At 72.0% G+C, this 17,836-nt stretch carries 14 protein-coding genes; 9 read left to right on the top strand and 5 right to left on the bottom strand.

Annotated features, from left to right (window positions below; genetic code table 11):
• The first annotated feature begins 68 nt into the window (after positions 1-68).
• The 5 genes from ACFFRH_RS15945 (at position 69) to ACFFRH_RS15925 (ending at position 7,241) form a co-directional block, all read left to right on the top strand.
• Entirely contained in the window at positions 69-1,211 is a 1,143-nt protein-coding gene (locus ACFFRH_RS15945) for a DUF8094 domain-containing protein (protein WP_386157220.1), read from the top strand.
• Between the two features lie 63 nt (positions 1,212-1,274).
• Complete coding sequence (locus ACFFRH_RS15940; RefSeq protein WP_344743879.1) at positions 1,275-3,266, top strand: hypothetical protein; 1,992 nt, start codon at positions 1,275-1,277, stop codon at positions 3,264-3,266.
• Entirely contained in the window at positions 3,263-5,446 is a 2,184-nt protein-coding gene (locus ACFFRH_RS15935; RefSeq protein ID WP_386157217.1) for a hypothetical protein, read from the top strand. The genes ACFFRH_RS15940 and ACFFRH_RS15935 overlap by 4 nt, the downstream gene beginning before the upstream one ends.
• Positions 5,447-5,484: 38 nt before the next feature.
• On the top strand, positions 5,485-6,483 hold the full coding sequence (locus tag ACFFRH_RS15930; protein WP_344743882.1) for a MinD/ParA family ATP-binding protein: 999 nt from the start codon (positions 5,485-5,487) through the stop codon (positions 6,481-6,483).
• Positions 6,483-7,241 carry a hypothetical protein gene (locus ACFFRH_RS15925; protein WP_344743883.1) on the top strand — a complete coding sequence of 253 codons (759 nt, stop codon included), beginning with the start codon at positions 6,483-6,485 and terminating at the stop codon, positions 7,239-7,241. Before ACFFRH_RS15930 ends, ACFFRH_RS15925 begins: the two co-directional genes overlap by 1 nt.
• A 143-nt stretch (positions 7,242-7,384) precedes the next feature.
• Here ACFFRH_RS15925 and ACFFRH_RS15920 read toward each other — a convergent pair whose 3' ends face one another.
• Both ACFFRH_RS15920 and ACFFRH_RS15915 read right to left on the bottom strand, forming a co-directional pair.
• Positions 7,385-8,344 (bottom strand): hypothetical protein, encoded by a 960-nt coding sequence (locus ACFFRH_RS15920; RefSeq protein WP_344743884.1) that lies wholly within the window; start codon positions 8,342-8,344, stop codon positions 7,385-7,387.
• 72 nt (positions 8,345-8,416) lie between these two features.
• Positions 8,417-8,761 (bottom strand): hypothetical protein, encoded by a 345-nt coding sequence (locus tag ACFFRH_RS15915; protein ID WP_344743885.1) that lies wholly within the window; start codon positions 8,759-8,761, stop codon positions 8,417-8,419.
• A 30-nt stretch (positions 8,762-8,791) separates the two neighbouring features.
• On the opposite strand from ACFFRH_RS15915, the gene ACFFRH_RS15910 reads away from it, so the two are divergent.
• Positions 8,792-9,574, top strand: a complete 783-nt coding sequence (locus tag ACFFRH_RS15910; RefSeq protein WP_344743886.1) for a glycoside hydrolase family 16 protein — start codon at positions 8,792-8,794, stop codon at positions 9,572-9,574.
• A gap of 158 nt (positions 9,575-9,732) precedes the next feature.
• On the opposite strand, the gene ACFFRH_RS15905 is transcribed toward ACFFRH_RS15910, so the two are convergent.
• Positions 9,733-10,245 (bottom strand): GNAT family N-acetyltransferase, encoded by a 513-nt coding sequence (locus tag ACFFRH_RS15905; RefSeq protein WP_386157211.1) that lies wholly within the window; start codon positions 10,243-10,245, stop codon positions 9,733-9,735.
• A 174-nt stretch (positions 10,246-10,419) separates the two neighbouring features.
• Between ACFFRH_RS15905 and ACFFRH_RS15900 the strand changes: the two genes are divergently transcribed.
• The 3 genes from ACFFRH_RS15900 to ACFFRH_RS15890 all read left to right on the top strand — a co-directional run bounded on the left by ACFFRH_RS15900 (position 10,420) and on the right by ACFFRH_RS15890 (position 14,575).
• Positions 10,420-11,850, top strand: a complete 1,431-nt coding sequence (locus tag ACFFRH_RS15900; protein WP_344743890.1) for an LCP family protein — start codon at positions 10,420-10,422, stop codon at positions 11,848-11,850.
• Between the two features lie 331 nt (positions 11,851-12,181).
• Positions 12,182-13,516, top strand: a complete 1,335-nt coding sequence (locus ACFFRH_RS15895) for a sensor histidine kinase (RefSeq protein WP_344743891.1) — start codon at positions 12,182-12,184, stop codon at positions 13,514-13,516.
• Between the two features lie 93 nt (positions 13,517-13,609).
• Positions 13,610-14,575, top strand: coding sequence for a GlxA family transcriptional regulator (locus tag ACFFRH_RS15890; protein ID WP_344743893.1), 966 nt, complete (start codon positions 13,610-13,612; stop codon positions 14,573-14,575).
• 172 nt (positions 14,576-14,747) lie between these two features.
• Here the strand turns inward: ACFFRH_RS15890 and ACFFRH_RS15885 are convergent, their stop codons facing one another.
• Positions 14,748-16,106: an ABC transporter substrate-binding protein gene (locus tag ACFFRH_RS15885; protein WP_344743894.1), complete on the bottom strand. Its 1,359-nt coding sequence runs from the start codon at positions 16,104-16,106 to the stop codon at positions 14,748-14,750.
• A 147-nt stretch (positions 16,107-16,253) separates the two neighbouring features.
• Positions 16,254-17,693: an MFS transporter gene (locus ACFFRH_RS15880; RefSeq protein ID WP_386157206.1), complete on the bottom strand. Its 1,440-nt coding sequence runs from the start codon at positions 17,691-17,693 to the stop codon at positions 16,254-16,256.
• Between the last annotated feature and the right edge of the window lie 143 nt (positions 17,694-17,836).

Raw genomic sequence — 17,836 nt, 5'->3', positions numbered from 1 at the left:
GCCTCCTGTCATTCGATTGGCGGAAGGTTATTCTGTTCACGGCGGTTTTAGCGATCATCGCCGTGGCGGTGTTCTGGCTCGCGACCAGAACACCCTCCGGTCCGTCCCTGGCGGCGAACCCCACCCCCGACCCTTCGGACACCGGCTGGGAGAAGGCCCCTTCCTCGCCTTCGCCGACGCCGGCCTCCTCCCGCTCCACTCCCAAATCGACCCCGAAACCCACCGGCACCGGAACCAAGGGCGGCACGGACAAGTCCCCCCGCCCCGAGTCCACCCCCGCGAAGAAGCCACGGGCCGAGACCAGGACCACCCCACCACCCGCCGACCCGCCGGCCGGGACCCGCTCGCCCCAGCTCACCGCGAAGGAGGCGTACGGCATCCACGGCCGCTACCAGCGGGGGCTGTCGGTGGCCCAGGCCAGGAAGGACCAGGCGGCCATGGCGAAGCTGGAGCACGGACTCGCGCTGGAGATGACGAGGGCGGGTTTCAAGACCGCCGAGATGCAGGGGACCTCACTCGCGACGGGGATATGGCCCAACCCCCAGGTGTGGATCCCGCGTCACGTGGAGGGCGTCGCCGACTGGTTCGTGGCGGTCTCGCACGAGCCCGGCGTCGCGCGGATCGTCGACGTGATGAGCTCGGCACCCGGCGGCTGGCGGCTCGTCGCCTCGGCCGCCGACACGCGCGCCACCCCGGCGCGGTTCCCCAAGATAGCGACCGACGGCGAGGGGTACGCGACGAGTCTCCCGGAGAACGCCACCGGGCTGAGCGCGACCCCTCGGCAGATCGCCCGCGCGCATCTGGCGAGCCTGCAGAACGCCGAGGTCGACCCGCGTTTCGACGACGGGCCGTGGACCAGCGAGGCCGCGCTGTTCTGGCAGCAGGAACGCGGCCGGCTGGAACAGGCCGACTGGAGGCTCACGCTGTCGTACCGGCTTGAGGGACCGGTACGCGCGCTCAGGACCAGTGACGGGGGCGCTCTGGTCTGGTACGGAGCCCGATCCACCGAGCTCCGCGAGGCGGTGCGGGAAGGGGCGAAGGTCAAGCTGAAGGGCTCGGCCGCCGTCCGTACCCGTAACAAGTCCTTCGCCCACTCGGTGAGCGCCACATACGGCCGCATGTATGTGACACATGTCCCCCCCGCCGGCTCGAACGAGCCCGCTCGCGTGCTGGGCGAGTGGAGCGACGTCCTGGAGAGCCACGGCGACTGACGTTTTCACCGGAAGAAAAGGAACATTCTAATGACACCCTCACGTAAGCCATCGCGCGCGACGGTGATCACTGCGAGTGTCGCGATCGGCGTCTTCGGTGCCGGCGCCGGACTGGGAACCGTCATCGCCATGCGCCCCGACCCCGGCGAGGGGCAGGTGATGAAACTGGCCGCGGGGACGTACCTCCTCGACGACCAGGCGGGCGCCTGGACGTCGAACTCGGCGCCCGGCGGTGACCAGCCGCTCCCGCTCTCCGGCGCCGACGCGGGCAGCACGATCGCGGACGGTGCCAGACGGGCGGCCGCCGCCGGGGACCAGCGGGTCTGCCTGACGGCCACCACCGACGGGCACGCGCTCGGAGGCTCCGCGGAAGGCTGCGTCGCCCTTCCCGTCCTGGGCGTGGCCGCCGCCGCGGCCGCGCCCCTCCAGCGTCCGGGAAACCCCAAGAGCACGCCGACCCCGCCCTCGGCCCCCAAGACGAACCCGCCGACGAAGCCCGCGACGACCAAGAAGGCCGACCCGCCCGCCGCGCCCAACCCGGCGCCGGTGCAGCCCGCTCCCAACCCCGGGCCGGCGCAACCCCCCGCCCAGCCCCCTCCGGTGAACAACCAGCCCGTCCAACCTCCCGCCCCACCGCCTCCGACCCCGACGAAGAAGATCAGCGGCAACATCTCGGAGAGCGAGAACGAGAACGGCAGCGTCATCCAGCGCCCCGAGGAGAAGAAGGTCGAGGTCGTCTCGCCGCCCAAGCCGGCTCCCGAGTCCGGTGGGACGAGGTCCTCGGCTCCCTCGCGGTCGTCGCAGCCCGAGGGGGGTAACGGGCGATCGCAGCCCCCGGCGGCCAACAACGGCGACAGGCAGCAGCAGCCCAACGAGGGGAACAGGCGGTCACAGCCCCCGGCGAACAACAACGGCGACAGGCAGCAGCCCCAGCCTCAGCCGACCGGAGGGAACAGGCAGTCGCAGCCCCAGCCCACCGGTCTCAAGCCCCCGCAGCCCCAGCCGACCGGAGGGAACAGGCAGCAGCCCACCACCACCGCCAGGCCCCCGCAGCCCGGGGACAACGCCAGGAACCCCCGGCCGACGGGCACCCTGAGGCCGGCGATCCGGTCGGGCACCGGCCGGCCGCTCGTGCCCTCGGGCGAGTCCACCCGGACCACGGCGCCCCCCGGGACCAGGCCGACCGGCGACGTGGACCCGGTCCAGCCGCCCGGCGGCCAGAAGCGCTCGCAGGCGCCGAGCCCGTCGCGGACCTCGGCCGGGCCGTCCCGTCCCGTGCAGCCGCAGCCGTCCGTCGGCCCCGGTGAGAACGCGTCGCGGGGTCCCGACGGGACCGTGCTCATGCCGGCCGACCCGCGGCTTCCCGGCGGCGGCCCGGACGGCGGTGTCTCGCTGCCGGTCTTCGAGAACCCCGAGCTCCTGCGTCGCGCCTACGAGGCCCTCGGGCTGGACAGGGGCATGCGCTACACGGACGAGAACGGCGTGTGGGACCTCAACATCGCCCCGCCGGGCACCCCGCCGTGCCGCAACTACACCACCGAGGAGATCCAGGCGCTCAGCGCGTCCCAGGGCCCGAGCCCGTCCCCGGGCGCCCAGGCGATGATCCCCCGCGACTCGTGCCTGTGGCCCGCCTTCATCCGCTGGCTCTACGCGGAGCCCGCACCCGGTCAGATCAGCAACTGGACCAAGTTCACCGGACTGCCCCAGCGGAACCTGGAGCTCGTGGTGACCGATGTCCCTCCCGTCCCGCTTCCCAGCCCGATCCCCAGCGACAACGCCGTCCCGCAGCCCGACCAGGGACAGCCCGACCAGGGACGGACCGACCAGCGGCAGGGCGTCCCCGGCGAGGAGGAGCCCTGGGAGCCGGACACGGGCGGGCTGAACCCCGCCCAGCCGGGACCCGAGGACGCGGTGGCCCCCAGGGATCCCGGAGGCGGCGGGGACGACGTCCCCCAGCAGTGGCCGGGCGAGAACACCGTTCCCTTCCAGTCCGACCAAGGCCGGTCCGACCAAGGCCGGTCCGAGCCGGACCCGGTCGAGTACGACGGCCGATGAGCACACCTACCGGAACCGGGCGTCTCACGCCCGGCCCCGGCCAGGGGGCGGCCTGGGTGCGTGAGCATGGCGCGCACCTGATGGACTACGCCGCCTCCCACCTCGAATCCGGCCGGGCGCGTGCGGCGGTCGTCTCCGCGCTGGTGGCCGGCCGGGTCGAGGCCGCTCCCGGGAACGTCACGGCCCGGGGGCGGCTGCTGGCCGCGCTGCGACGTGACTGCCGCACCTCTCCGGGGTACCGGGAGCGGTACGTGCCGGGTTCGGGGCCCGGCATGCCCGACGCCTCGCTGATCGAGCGGGTGTGGACGATCGTCGACCCCCTGGGCACGGAGACGCTCAGGCTGACGTACCGCCACGCGCTCGGCATGGAGGATCTCGCCCACGTGCTGGCGATGCCCGTCGACGAGGTCGGCAGGCTCGCCACCCGTACCCAGGACCTGATCGAGACCCTGGTGAGCGGGCTGGACGCGCTCGCCCACGGGCGGCGTACCTGCCCGGAGCTCGCCCCGCTGGTGGAGGCCGTCTTTCCCGGCGTCTTCCCCGCCGGCCCGGCCGTCGAGGGGGCGGTCCCGCCCTCCGATCCGGAGGGTGCCCAGGCGCGCCTGCTCTCCCACATGATCAGGTGTTCCGTGTGCACGCGGCCGATCAACATCCGCTACACCGTGCCGCAGATGATCTCCTACCCTCCGGTCGCGCCGCTCTCCGCGGAGGAACGGCGGAGGCTCACGGACGCGCTGCCTCCCGAGGTCGCCACCGGCGCGGCCGCGGAGGCGGGCCCCGAGGTGATCCCGCCCGCGCGTCCGTCCCGTGGCGGGTCTCCCGTCCTGTCCGCCCCTCCGGGAGGGGGGCGGTCCCCGGTCCTTCCCGCGCCCCCGCCGGGGGGCCGGACCTCCGCCCCACCCGGTCACCGGACGCCCTCCTCACCCGGGCACCGGTCCCCCGCCTCGCCCGCCTCCCCGGCCGGGAGCGGCGTCCCGGCCGCCTCGGCGCCGTCGGCCGGGGCACCGCCGACGCCCTCGCCCAGGGTCGGCACGCCTCCCTACCCTCCGGTGGCGTCGAAGCCCCCCGCGAAGCCACCGGCCGCGACGCCGTCGGGTGCGGTGCCGGGTACGGCGTCGGGTGCGGTGCCGCCGGTCACGGCACCGGGAGACGGGCCCGCGACGGGCTCCTCCGATCCCGCCGCCCCCTCGGGGCTGCCCCCGCTGCCCGCCCTGCCGCCCCGCAGGACCCGGCCGTCCCGCCCGCCGTCCCCGCCGCCCGTACCCGGGCACGACACCCCGCTCTACGACGCCCTGCTCACCCAGGCATGGGCGCGCGAGGTCCTCGCCCAGAGCGAGGAGCTCACCGGCACCATCCCCCGGCAGGCTCCGCCCGTTCCCAAACCCGTCGCCAAGGCCGAGCCCATCGTCATCGCCGGGCAGGCCTCCGTCGAGATGCGCGACACCGGAGTACGTGACACCGGAGTACGTGACACCGGGACGCGCGAGACCGGAGTACGCGACACCGGGACGCGCGAGACCGGAGTACGCGCCCCCCGGACACGTGACACCGGAGTACGCGACACGGCGACCCGCGAGACCGCGATACGTGACGACTCCCAGATTCCCGCGCTGCGCTTCCACACCGAACCCGACGACCGCCCCGACGAGGAGCGGATCGAGATGGGGATCCGCGTGCTGGAGGCGCTCAGCTGGGCGGGCGCACGGATCAGGAACACGACGATCAAGCTCGTCATCATCGTCGTGGCGGGCGCGGCGGGCACCCTGACCGGGATGAACCTCCTCGGTCCCGCGATCGGGTCCGAGGAGCCCGCGAGCTCGCTGCAGGCGTCCACCAGCCAGGCCACCCGGTCCCCGCCTCCCTCCGCCGGCGCGCCGGCGCGGCAGGACGGGCTCGCCTCGCGCCTGCGGGTCCCGCCCGTGGTGACGCTGGACGAGTTCGGCCTGGGAAGCATGGTCCTCACCATCTCGGGAGAGCCGTTGAAATGGCGGATATCGGCTCCCGGCCTGGCCGTGAGCCCGTCCAGCGGCACGTTGCGGGAAGGGGTGACGCAGGTGATCAACCTGCGCGCCCACCGGGTCCGCAACTGGTGCGGCGCCCCCGCCTCGGTCACCGCCCCGATGACCGTTCACGGCCTCGACGACTCGGTCGGCACGACGGTGCGCTGGCGGACCTGCTGACCTTCCATCCCCCCACGATCGCCATTCGAGAAAGGACCATGGCAGTGACGGATACCTCCCCTCACATCCATACATCGCCAACCACCCCTCCCGAGCAGTTCCACGAAACGGTCCCGCTCACCGCGGAACACCTGCTCACCAACCGCCGCCCCGAGCCCGCCGGAGGGTGGCGGCGGCTGGTCTGGCAGCTCTCCGGCAAGCGCATCATCCCCGCGGAGTCGGCGGCGGAGCTGGAACGGCGCACGCTGATGGCGCAGGCCCAGACCCCCGTCGCGAGCGGGCACCACCGGATCGCGGTGATGAGCCTCAAGGGCGGCGTCGGCAAGACCACGACGACCGTCGCCCTCGGCAACACTCTGGCCTCCCTGCGCGGCGACCGGGTGATCGCGATCGACGCCAACCCCGACCGCGGGACCCTGGGCCTCAAGGTCAAGTCCGAGACGGCCGCGACCATCCGCACCATGCTCGCCGAGGCCCCCCACATCCTGCGCTACGCCGACGCGCGTGCCTTCACCTCGCAGTCCCCCGCCCGGCTTGAGGTCCTCGCCTCCGACACCGACCCGGCCGTGAGCGAGGCCTTCAACGCCGAGGACTACCGCACGGTCGCCGGTCTCATCGAGCGTTACTACTCCATCTGCATCACCGACTGTGGTACCGGCCTGCTTCACGGGGCGATGGGCGCGACGCTGGAGCTGGCCGACCAGATCGTGCTGGTCAGCCTGGTCGCGGTGGACGGGGCGAGCTCCGCCGCCGCGACGCTGGACTGGCTGACCGCCCACGGCCACGCCGACCTGGTCAGGAACGCCATCGTCGTGCTGAACGCGGTAGAGGCCAAGTCCGACGTGGATCTGGACCTGCTGGAGCGTCACTTCACCTCCCGCTGCCGCGCGGTGATCCGTATCCCCTACGACCCGCACCTCAAGGAGGGTGCCGAGGTTGACCTGGTCCGCCTGCGGCCCACGACCCGGGGCGCGTACCTCCGCCTGGCCGCGGCGGCCGGGCAGACCTTCGGGCAGCGCCCCGACCGGAGTCACTAGTGCGGCCGGTCGCCGACGATCCCACGCTGAACTGGGATCTGGGCCCGCCACCAAGCGCCCGGCGGCGGATGCTCATCGTGGTCGTCTCGATCGTGGGGACGATCCTGCTGGCGGCCGGGGCATGGCAGCTCCTTCGAACCGATTCCACCCCCGTGAACGCCTCCGCGCCGAAGGCCGTCGGGGACACCGTTCTCCTCTCCGCGCCCTCCGGCTACGAGGGCGCGGCCGGTTACCCCGTCGGGTTCCCCCGCACCGAGCTGGGCGCGGCCTCGGCCGCCGCCGCGGCCCTGGAGGCGGCGTGGACCCTGGACGCCGAGCAGGCCGAGCAGGCCGCGGTGCTGTACGCGCGGCCCGAGCAGCACGACGCGGCACGGGCCGGCGCACGCGAGGCCGTCGCCGGATGGCGGGAGATCCTCGGCCTTCCCAAGGACGGGGCGCTCCCCGACGGCGCCGCCATGCGGACCCGGACGATAGGCGTCCAGTGGAAGGCCCGCGGCCAGGACCAGGTGCTGGTCTCGGTACTGGTCCAGGTGACCGCGACCAAGGGCGTCGGCGACACCGATCCCACCTATTCGAGCCCATACGCCATGAGCCTGCTCATGGTCTGGCAACCCGGCATGCGCGGTGCGAACCAGGGGGACTGGGTCAACGTCCCCGACCCCCTCGCCACCTCCGTGCCGCCGGTGGCCCTCCCGGGCACCCCCGAATTCACCGCCGCGGGCTGGAGACCCATCTCCGGCCCAGAGCCCACCCAATAGATCCAGGAAGAGCGATCAATGCCCCCACGCAGCTCGTCCCGGCGTGTCACCTTACTCTCCGGCCTTCTGCTGGCCGCGGTCTCCGCGACGACAAGCGCGGTCATCGCCCAGCCGTGGGCCGCCGTGGCGGATCCCGGCGTGAGTTACGACTCACCGTCGCAGGAGTCCGCCGTCCCCCCCGCCGGGCCTCCCTCCGCACGGGAGGAGCTCCCCTCCGAGGAGACCGTCCCCGAGACCGCGAACACCTCCGGACCGGACAGGCGTCCCCCCTCGGACGGCGACTCCCGCTCGACACGGAACGAGAACCCGCCCTCGGACGGCGACTCCCGCTCGACACGGAACGAGAACCCGCCCTCGGACGGCGACTCCCGCTCGACACGGAACGAGAACCCGCCCATCGAGGACGCGTCACCCCCCGAGAGCCGCAGCTCCCCTCCCACGTCCCGTAGCAGTCCCGGCGAGCGGAACGCCGCACCCCGTACGGAGGAGGACGTTCCCGCCGAGCAGTTCTCCGCCCCCGCGCGGGAGACCACACGGTCCAGGAACGAGGTACCGGCGGACCAGCCGTCGAGGAGGTCGCGCCCCGCCGAGACACCGCCGACCAGCACGAGGAACACCCGGCCCACCGAGGCGCCGCCGGCGGCCCCGAGGAACGCCAGGCCCACCACCGAGGCACCCCCGCAGACCAGGAAGGCCACCCAGGCGCCGCCCGGCGACACGAAGCCGTCGGCGACGTCCACGGCGACCTCCGCCCCGGCCACCCCCGCGCCGTCGGCCACGGCGACCGGGAAACCGCAACCGCCGAAGGCGACGCCCGAGCCCCCCGCTCCCAAACCCTCGGCCACCGCCACGGCCACCAAGCCCGCACCCGCCCCCTCCGCCACGGCCACCAGGCCCGCACCGGACCCGACCCCCACGCCCCCGGCTCCCAAGCCCTCGGATCCCGGCGCGACGGCGACGCCCACGGCGACCAAGCCGGTGCCGACCGCCACCGCCACCGCCGCGCCCAAGCCCACCCGATCGACGTCCCAGCGGCCCACCACTCCTCCGAAGGGGACGCAGAAGCCCTCGAAGCCCGCGGCCACCCCGACCTCGACCCTCACCGCCCCTCCGCGCACCGGTCCGCCGAGCTGGGCGACACACGCGCCCCGGCCCGCGCGCACGCGGACCGGCGTCTACGAGCCCTCCCTCCTGACCGAACCGGCCCAGAACACCCGATCCCCGATGGCGGCCCCGTCCCCGGCGCCCTCGATCCCCACCTTCCTGCCCCTGCCCCCGCTCAAGCGCTCCACCTCCGACTTCTGCAAGCCGGAGGACCTCGCCTCGTGCTGGAGCCTCGCGCCCTGGCGGGGCCGCACCGCGGAGTCCCCCGTCCTGCTGATCGCGAACCAGGAGCCGGCGGGCGCACCGCGTTGGGTGTTCGGGCCGCCCGCGTCCCCCGCCCAGCCGCCTACGAACCCGATCGCGTCGCCGGTCCCCAGCCCGACGAGCACCGGCTGCTGGAGCTTCAGTCCCTCCACACTCTGCGCCAGATCCTGGGAGGAGTAACCATGATCACCAGATCCCACGTGCGGGTGGCCGTACTCAGCATGGTGGCCGCGCTGACGGTGAGCACCCTCAGCGCGGCCCAGGGAGAGGTGGTCTCGGCGGCGCCCTGCGCCCCCGCCGCCACCGGCGAGGCCAGCGCCGCGCAAGCCCTCAACTGGGGCGCACCGTCCTGGTGCGCGGAGTTCGACGACTACCTCGACGAGTCCGACTGGATGTTCTACGACTCGGCCGGGCACGCCGGGAACGGCCGCCGTTCCCCGCAACAGCTCTACCTCGGCAACGGGGCGCTCTACCTGTACGGCCGCGAGGACGGGACCACGGCCGGTCTGGCCGCCCGTCACGACCAGGCCTACGGGCGCTGGGAGACCCGTATCCGCCTGTACCCGGGCGCCGGGTCGTACCACCCCGTCGCCCTGCTGTGGCCCAAGGAGGGCGGCGGCAACGTCCAGAGCTCCACCGGTGAGGAGATCGACTTCCTGGAGGTCATCGACGACCCGGAGAGGCAGCGGCCGAACTTCTTCCTGCACACCCCTCAGGGGCAGGAGCAGGCCCACGCCAACATCGACATGACCACCTGGCACACCTACGCCGTGGAGGTCACCCCCGACAGCGTCGTCGGCTACATCGACGGGCAGGAGTGGTTCCGCTCCGGCAACGCCACCAGCAGCTCGATGTCGGTCTGCCTGCAGCTGGACTGGTTCCCCGGCCAGAGCAGCGCGGGAGAGGCGTGGATGGAGGTCGACTGGCTCCGCATCTACCCGTCCTCGACGGGCACCGCGGGCTGAGTCCACCAGGTAGGACAGAAGCAGGACAGGAGGGTGCGGGATCCGTGCGAACGGGTCCCGCGCCCTCCTCGCGTTCCGGGCCCTCCCGCCGCCACGGACCGCCCGGCGCGGGCCGTTCAGCACGGACCACCCGGCGCGGGCCGCCCGGTGCGGGCCGTTCAGCCCGTGGCGGCGGGAAGCCTCGCCTCCAGGATCTGGCCCGGCCAGTCTCCGACCCTGAAGCTCTCGGTCCTGGTGAAGCCCCGGCTCTCGTAGTACGCCACCAGCCGGCCGTCGTCGCCGGCGTAGCAGTCGACCCGCAGCAGCGCGACCCCCAGCGAGGCGGCCTCCGCGCGGGCGTGCTCCAGCAGGACGGCCCCGACCCCCCGGCCGTGGTGCCTCCGGTCGACGACCAGACCCTGGACGTACAGCTCCGGCTCGGAGGCGGGAGGGACGTAGGGCATCGCGGCCCCCACCACCAGGCAGCCCGCGGGCCGGCCGTCGAGTTCGGCGATGCGCATCCCGCCGGACATCGCCCACGAGGTGATGTTCTCGACACGGGCCGCGTTGAGGGAGAACGGCTCGCTGCCCCACTGGCCGGTGCGGCCCAGGGAGGACAGCCAGGCCACCGCGCCGTCGAACATCGCCAGAACGGCCGGTACGTCGCCGAGATACCCGTGACGGATAATCACCGGCGGATCGTAACAGGGATGCGTACCCCCATACAGGACAGACGTATGTACCCTCACGCAGGGCAGACCCGCACCGGACCAGCCGTACCGGGAGGTTAGTAAACTCTGCGACGGCCGGAGTACGGCTCCTCGGTCACGGGCGCACACCGTGATCGTTTCCCCCCCGGGAGTCACGTGAGCAGCGGGTTGATCGACGCATTCCCCGAGTCCCCCGAGCCGTCGGCGCCGCCCGGCCGGCGTTCGTGGCGGCCGCGCCGCAGGTGGCTGTGGTGGCTGGTGGCCGCCGTCACCGCCGTGGTGCTCGTGGCGGCGGGGACGGTGGCGGGCGCGTACGTCAAGCTGACCGGCAACGTCAAGCATGTCGAGGTCTCGGCGGAGGACCTCGGGCGACGCCCGGTCAAGGCCGCGGGCAAGGCGATGAACGTCCTGGTCGTCGGCTCGGACCAGCGAGGCGGCAAGAACGCGAGATACGGCCGGGTGGCGGGTGAACGGACCGACACGATCATGCTCGCGCACATCTCGCCGAAGCGGGACAACGCGATGGTCGTCAGCTTCCCCCGCGACTCGATGGTCCAGCTTCCCGCCTGCCGGGCCAAGCAGGGGCTGCCCGGACAGCGACCGCACGTGGGCATGATCAACGAGTCGTTCAACTCCGGCGGCATCACCTGCACCTGGAAGACCGTCGAGTCGCTCACCGGCATCCACATCGACCACTTCGTGAAGGTCGACTTCACCGGCTTCAAGGGCATGGTCGACGCGGTCGGCGGCGTGGAGATCTGCGTACCCGAGGCGATCAACGACAAGAAGGCCCTCCTCCACCTGGCCGCCGGGCGGCAGAACCTCGGGGGCGAGCAGGCCCTCGGCTACGTCCGGGCCCGCTACAGCCTGGGTGACGGATCGGACATCGGGCGCATCCAGCGCCAGCAGATGTTCATCGCCTCCATGGTCAAGAAGGTCATGAGCGGCGAGACGCTCACCGACCCCGCCCGGCTCTTCGGCTTCCTCGACGCGGCGACGAAGTCGGTCACCACCGACCCCGGCCTCACCCCGGGCGTCATGAGGGACCTGGCGACCAGCGCGCAGGGACTCGCCGCGGGGCAGATCCACTTCATCACCACCCCGTGGCGCTACTCGCTGGTCCACCCCGGCCGGGTGGAGTGGGTCCAGCCGCAGAGCGGCAGGCTGTTCAAGATCGTCGCGACGGACCGGGCGATCAGCGGCTCCGGGGTCAAGGGCGGCCAGACCAGGGTGCCCCGGTCGAAGATCCAGGTCGAGGTGCGCAACGGGACCACGCGGTCCGGCCTGGCCACCCTGGTCGCCGTCCAGCTGGAGGAACGCGGTTACCACGTCGCCAGGATCGGCGACGCGCCGCGCAAGCCGTACCCGACGACCACGATCGCCTACTCGCCGAACGGCGCCGCCAAGGCGCCCACCCTCAGCCGCGACCTGCTCGCCTCCAGGCCGCTGTCCGTCCGCCGGGCGACCACCGGCAGGCTCGTCCTGACGATCGGCGACGACTGGAAGGGGCTGAAGCCGCTTCCCCGCGACGACACCGAGAGCCTGAAGGGTTTCGACGCGACCCACGACTCGTGCGCCGGCGCCTGACCGTCCCCGCCGAGAAGGCATCGTCCCCGCCGTGAGGGTGTCGCTCCCGCCGTGAGGGCGGCGTCCCCGCAAGGGAGGCTCGGCGGGGATCGGCGGGAATCCGTACGGGAACGTGTGCCCGCCTCCCGAGCCGGAAGGCGCGCGTTCCTCCGGGCTCCGGGCGGGTGAGAACCATTGCCCTTCACCTCCGAACGGCGTGAGAGCTTGGTCTGGCTTTGCCCGTGGATTAATGCCGATCGCCTATAAATGGTCAAAAGCATGTCTTTAAGGGACGAAAGCCGCTTTTCGGGGGGTAGCCGTCTTGCGACATCCGCGTTCGATCCGGGGCCGGGTGACACTCATAGCGATCATCGTGTTCGCCGTGGTGCTGGGAATCGGCGCGTTCGCCACCTGGCAGGTCGTGGAGACCAAGCTGTCGGCCGACCTCGTCAACTCGGCCGCCGAGGCGGCCGAGAAGACGGTCCAGGCCATCGAGAGGGGACCCGCGGACGCCGTCGTCATCCCGGCCACCCGCATCAACCGCATCCAGGTCGTCGCGAACGACGGCAGGGTGGTCGCCGCCAGCCCGGCCATGAAGGGAAGGCCGCCGATCACCCGGATGCGTCCGGCCCCCGGAGAGATGCGCGTGGACGGGACGTCGTGCGTGAGCTCCTCCCCGGGGGAACGGACGTGCTACATCACCGTGGGCATCCACGCCGACCGCACCGTCTACGGCGACGTCATGGTCTACACCGCGACACCGGAACCCCAGGCGATCCGCACCAACTTCCTCGAGATCACGCTGGCGCTCTTCTCCTCGGCGCTCCTCGGGCTGCTCGGCTGGGGCACCTGGCATCTCGCCGGCCGTACGCTCGCCCCGGTGGAGCGGATCCGCACCGAGATGGCCGAGATCACCGCCTCCGACCTCAGCCGCCGGATGCCCGTCCCCGACTCCGAGGACGAGATGGCGCAGCTCACCGAGACCATCAACGCGACCCTCGAAAGGCTGGAGCAGGCCGTGGAGAACCAGCGCCGCTTCACCTCCGACGCCTCCCACGAACTTCGCACCCCCCTGACCGGGCTGCGCACCAAGCTCGAACTCGCGATCTCCGATCCGGGCTCGGAGGACCCGCAGGCGACGATGCGCTCCGCGCTGGCGGACGCGGAACGGCTCCAGGCCCTCATCGAGGACCTGCTGCTGCTCGCCCGCCTCGACGCCGGTGTACGAGGCCCGCCGGAGCTGATCGACCTCGCCGACCTGGTCACCTCCGAGGTCGAACATCGGCGGGCCAGGCACGAGGTGCTGCTGAAGCTCGAACCCGGCGTCGTGGTGCGGGGCAGCAGGATCCAACTGGGCCGGCTGCTGGGCAACCTGCTGACCAACGCCGACCGGCACGCGGTGAGCGAGGTGCGGGTCCGCGTCGGGAGCGAGGGCGGCGAGGCCGTGGTGGAGGTCACCGACGACGGGCTCGGCATCCCGGCGGAAGATCGGGAGCGAGTCTTCCAGCGGTTCACCAGGCTGGACTCGGCGCGCAGCCGCGACGCCGGGGGAACCGGCCTGGGCCTGCCCATCGCCAGGGACATCGCGGTGGCGCATCGCGGCCGGCTCTACGCCGCCGACAGCACCACCGGCCGCGGCGCCCGGCTCGTCCTCCGCCTGCCGCTGTCGACCGCGCTCCGCTCCTGAGCTCGTCTCACGTCGAGGGCGGCACCGCGAGGAACAGGTGGGAAGCGGCCCCGACGAGGGTGGCCCGTATCTTTCATGTGTGAGAATCGGGTCATGCACAGGATCGTCATGCTCGCCATGGACGGTGTGATCCCCTTCGAGCTGGGCATCCCGCCACGGATCTTCGGCGGCGCCAAGGACTCGGAGGGCAAACCGCTCTACGAGGTGCTCACCTGCACCGTCGACGGCACCCCCGTACGCACCGACGCCGACTTCTCGATCGCGGTGGAGCACGGAGCCGAGGCCCTGGAGAGCGCGGACACCGTGGTGATCCCGGCCACCCACGCCCTCGGCACGATCGCCGGCGAGGGGCGGCTCCCCGAGCCCCTGGCCGCCGCGATCGCGCGCATCCGGCCGGGTACCCGCCTGGTCTCGATCTGCACCGCCGCCTACGTGCTCGCGGCGGCCGGGCTGCTCGACGGCCGTCCCGCGACCACCCACTGGAGCAGCACCGACCACTTCCAGAAGCTGTTCCCCCAGGTCAAGGTCAACCCGAGCGTGCTGTTCGTGGACGACGGGGACGTGCTCACCTCGGCCGGGGTGGCCGCGGGGGTCGATCTCTGCCTGCACATCGTCCGGCGCGACCACGGCACCGAGGTGGCCAACCGGGTGGCCAGGCGATGCGTCGTCCCCCCGTGGCGCGACGGCGGCCAGGCCCAGTTCATCGAGCATCCGCTTCCCGCCCCGACCGCCGCGACGACCGCGGCGACCAGGACCTGGGCGCTGGAGCGGCTGCACGAGCCGCTCCCCCTCAGCGAGCTGGCGGCCCACGCCCGGATGAGCCGCCGTACCTTCACCCGGCGCTTCCGCGACGAGATGGGCCTCAGCCCCGGGCAGTGGCTCATCCTGCAGCGGATCGAGCTGGCCCGGCGGCTCCTGGAGACCAGCGACCTGCCGGTGGAGGGCGTCGCCCTGCGCTCGGGGTTCGGCACCGCCGCCTCGCTCCGCCAGCACCTGCAGGTGGCCATCGGCGTCTCGCCGATGGCCTACCGCCGTACCTTCCGGCCCGTGGACGCCTGATCCCCGCTCGTGGTGCCTGGCCCCGATCCGGCCAGGCACCACGGGAGTGGCCGCGGAGACGCCGTCACCGGCCGCACGCGTACGGGAAACCGCCAGCCGTGTGTGAACCCCATCAGCCCGTACGGGAAGACATCAGCCCGCACGGGAACCCGTCACCCCGCGCGGGAAGACGTCACTGGCCGCGGGTCCACTCCTCCTGCAGGCGGTCGGCCGCCTTCTTCGCGGTGGTCCGGCCGTGGGCGACGTCGAGGATGGCGTCACCCTCGGCGCGCTCCAGGAAGACCTCGTCGGGGACGTTCAGGGAAGCGCCGTCCCTGACGAGCTCCTGGATCGCGGCGTAGCCGTCCTTGCCCTCCGGGGTGGCGAAGACGGACGACTCCATCCGGAAGTCCCCGCGCGAGGGGACCATCGTCAGGTCTCCGGCCCAGATGGAGACGCCGTCGCCCGCGGTGAGGAACTCGATCAGCGTGGCCGCCTCGGCCACGTGCTTGGAGCTCTTGGGGACGGCCAGGCCCACCTCGACCGCGCTGCGGACGGCGGGCTTGGCACCCGACAGGACGGTCGGGAAGGGACCCGCGCCGATCTTCTTGACGGAGACCTTCGTGGTCTTGCGGTAGGACGTGGACAGCATCGAGCTCCGGCCCGAGCCGTCCACCAGGAACAGGGCCTTCCCGTCGCGGAACAGCTCGGCCGGGCGGTCGCCCTTGAGGGTGAGCGCCGACTTCGCCAGCACACCCCGATCGAACAGCGACCGGTAGGCGGTCAGGGCCGAGACCGCCTCGGGGCCGTTCCACGGCTTGTCACCGGCCAGCAGGTCGTCGGAGAGGGTCGGGTGGGTCTGGCTCGCGACGGTGAACAGCAGCTCCTCCTGCCGGCGCGGCTCCCCGGAGAAGACGACCGGCCGCAGGTCGGGGATCTCCTTCTTGACCCGCATGACGATGGACTCCAGATCGGCGGCGGTCTTGGGGAAGGACTCGCCGAGCTCGGCCAGGAGGGAGGCGTTGTAGTACATGACCGCGCCGCCGCTGGACCCCATCGGGACGGAGTAGAGCTCGCCGTTCTTGGCGGCCTTCCTCGTCTGCTCCACCGCGCCCTCGTCGAGCTCCTCGACCCAGCCGCCGGAGACCTTGTCCTTCCAGTCGGCGACCGGGCGGAGCCGGTTCGCGACCGCGCGGGTCATCGTCGGGGTCGGGAGGCCGACGACGTCGAGTGCCTCGTCGCCGTCGAGCGCTCCGGGAAGCCGCTTGCGGTACTCGGCCGCGGAGAAGGTGCGCAGCTCGACCTCGATGCCGGGGTTCGCCTCCTCGAACGCGGTGATCGCCCTCTTCAGCGCGGGCGCGGGCGGGGAGAAGGTCCAGTACTTCAGGGTGACGGGCCCGGCCGGCTTCTCGGGCTTCTTGGTCTTCTCACCGGCGTCGGGGACGGACTGCGCGACCGGACGGCCGTCGACCGCCCCGCCCGCGCTACAGGCGGTCAGCCCGAGGGCGAGGGCCGCGGTGGTCAGGGCGAACGCACGAGCTGTACCAGGCATGCATACCTCCAGCGGAATCACGGTGCGGGTGACTGTGTTCAGCCCGGCGAGGTCGAGCACGGTCAATCCGGTCGATCACGAAAAATGATCTTATGGGGTCATCTGCCGCGACAGCGGATCGTCAAACTCCCACCGGACCCGCACCCCTCAGCTGGGAGCGGTGCTCAGTGGCTCGGCGATGTCCTCCAGCCCCCTGCCCTCGGCCTTCACCCCGAGGAAGAGCTCCACCAGCCCGGCGGCGACCATGAGGCTCGCGCCGATGCAGAAGGCCAGCGCGGTGTCACCGGGCCTGCCGCTCTCGACGAGATTGGCGAAGATCAGCGGCCCGGACACGCCGCCGACGAAGGTGCCGATCGAGTAGAAGAACGCGATGGCCATGGCACGGGTCTCCATCGGGAAGATCTCGCTGACGGTCAGATAGGCCGCGCTCGCCCCGGCGGAGGCGAAGAAGAGCACGACGCACCAGCAGGCGGTGAGCGTGGTCGCGGTCAGCACCTCCTGGTCGAACAGCCAGGCCGTGCCGAAAAGGAGCACCCCGGACAGGATGTAGGTGCCGGAGATCATCGGGATGCGGCCGATCGTGTCGAAGAACCGCCCGAGCAGGAGCGGGCCGAGGAAGTTGCCGACCGCGATGACGGCGAAGTAGTAGCCGGTCTCGGTCTGGATGCCGAAGAAGGTCGACAGGATCTGCGCGTACCCGAAGGTGATGGCGTTGTAGAGGAACGCCTGGCCGATGAAGAGCGACAAGCCGAGGACCGTCCGTTTGGGGTAGCGGGCGACCATGGTGTGCGCGATCCTGCCGAACCCGATGGACTTGCGCTGGTGGATCGTCATCGACTGCGAGGGCTCGTCGAGCTCGACGCCCTTCTCACGCTCGATCCGCTTCTCCACCCCGTCGACCAGCCCCTCGGCCTCCTCGTCCCGGCCGTGGATGAACAGCCAGCGGGGACTCTCCGGCACGTGCCTGCGTACCAGCAGGATGACCAGGCCGAGCACCACGCCCATGCCGAACGCGACGCGCCAGCCGATGTTCAGCGGCAGGTGGTTGAGCAGCGGCACCGTCAGCAGCGCGCCGCCCGCGGCGCCGAGCCAGTAGCTGCCGTTGATGATGATGTCGATCCTGCCCCGGTGCCGGCTCGGGATGAGCTCGTCGATGGCCGAGTTGATGGCGGCGTACTCGCCGCCGATGCCGAACCCGGTCAGGAACCGGAACAGGAAGAACCACCAGGCGGAGAACGAGAACGCCGTCGCGGCGGTGGCGACCAGGTAGACGACCATCGTGATGATGAACATCTTCTTGCGGCCGAACCTGTCGGTGAGCCAGCCGAAGAACAGCGCCCCCATGCACGCCCCCGCCACGTAGAGGGCGGCGGCGGTGCCCGCGACCTGGGCCTGGGTGATCGCCAGGCCGCTGCCCTCCTTGGCCAGCTGGGCGGAGAGGTTTCCGACGATCGTCACTTCGAGACCGTCGAGGATCCAGACGGTGCCGAGTCCGATGATGACCATCCAGTGCCATCGTGACCATGGCAACCGGTCCAACCGCGCGGGGACCTTCGTGGTCACCGGTCCCGTCCGAACGTCGCTCATGGCGGCACCTGCTACCCCCTCACGACCGGCTCATACCGGGGTGGGTCTCATCGTTTTGGTGTTCTCCTCCATCCCATTTGCCCCCTCCACTTCCGCGCGATCAGGACAAATCGCCGTGTTTTAGATACATTGCGCGAGCATGG

This window comes from Streptosporangium vulgare, from assembly GCF_042428775.1.
GTDB classification, from domain to species: Bacteria; Actinomycetota; Actinomycetes; order Streptosporangiales; family Streptosporangiaceae; genus Streptosporangium; species Streptosporangium vulgare.
This window is presented reverse-complemented; position numbering and strand designations above follow the sequence as displayed.